At 63.2% G+C, this 710-nt stretch carries 1 protein-coding gene; it reads right to left on the bottom strand.

Annotated features, from left to right (window positions below):
• The coding region (locus tag KVT32_RS28030; RefSeq protein WP_217619189.1) for a glycosyltransferase at positions 1 to 680 on the bottom strand (680 nt) is incomplete at its 3' end.
• Positions 681 to 710 lie beyond the last annotated feature (30 nt).

The following is a 710-nucleotide window of genomic DNA, read 5'->3' as shown; positions in this document are numbered from 1 at the left end:
CCCAGCTGCAGCACGGTAAACACGCCGTCGTCCCAGCCCAACGCCTTGCGAGCCAGCGCCATCGGCTGCGCGGTCATTTCCGCGGCGTCGTAGCCGCAGGGAACGATATCGATGCGGCGCGGATCGGCCCCGTACAGCTCGATGAGATCGCGCCGGTCTTGCGGGCACTCAGCGATGAGCCGGTCCGCGCGCCGCGCGATGTCGTCCTCGATGTCGAAGCGCGAATCCGGAAACAGATCAGCCGACTGCTGATACTGCCGCCGCACCTTGCCCAATGCGTGGAACGTGACGGCCAGCGGCACGCCATAATGCTGCGCCACCGGCAGCGCCGCCATCGCCGACATGAAAAAGTTGGCGTGGATGACGTCATACCCCGCGGGCTGACGGCCGACGTACCGCATCAGATACGCGGAGAAGTCGTCCATGTAAGGCAGCATCTGCTCTTTCGGAAGAAAGCTGGCGGGCCCTGCGGGAACATGAATCACCTTGACGTTGCGCATCCACCGAAACACGGTATCCAGCGCCGCATTGTCCCTGCGCGTAAATACATCGACCTCCATGCCTGCGCGCGCCAGTTCACGCGCCACGTTTGCGACATACACGTTCTGTCCACCGCTATCCACGCTGCCCGCCAGCGCAAGGGGCGAGGCGTGTTCGCTGATGATGGCAATCTTCTTCATGAGGGCAACTCCGTTATTCGAGCCGGAACC

This window comes from Achromobacter sp. GbtcB20 (assembly GCF_019091095.1).
Lineage (GTDB): Bacteria > Pseudomonadota > Gammaproteobacteria > Burkholderiales > Burkholderiaceae_B > Achromobacter > Achromobacter mucicolens.
The sequence above is the reverse complement of the archived record's forward strand: the minus strand, read 5'-3'. Positions and strand labels throughout refer to the sequence as shown.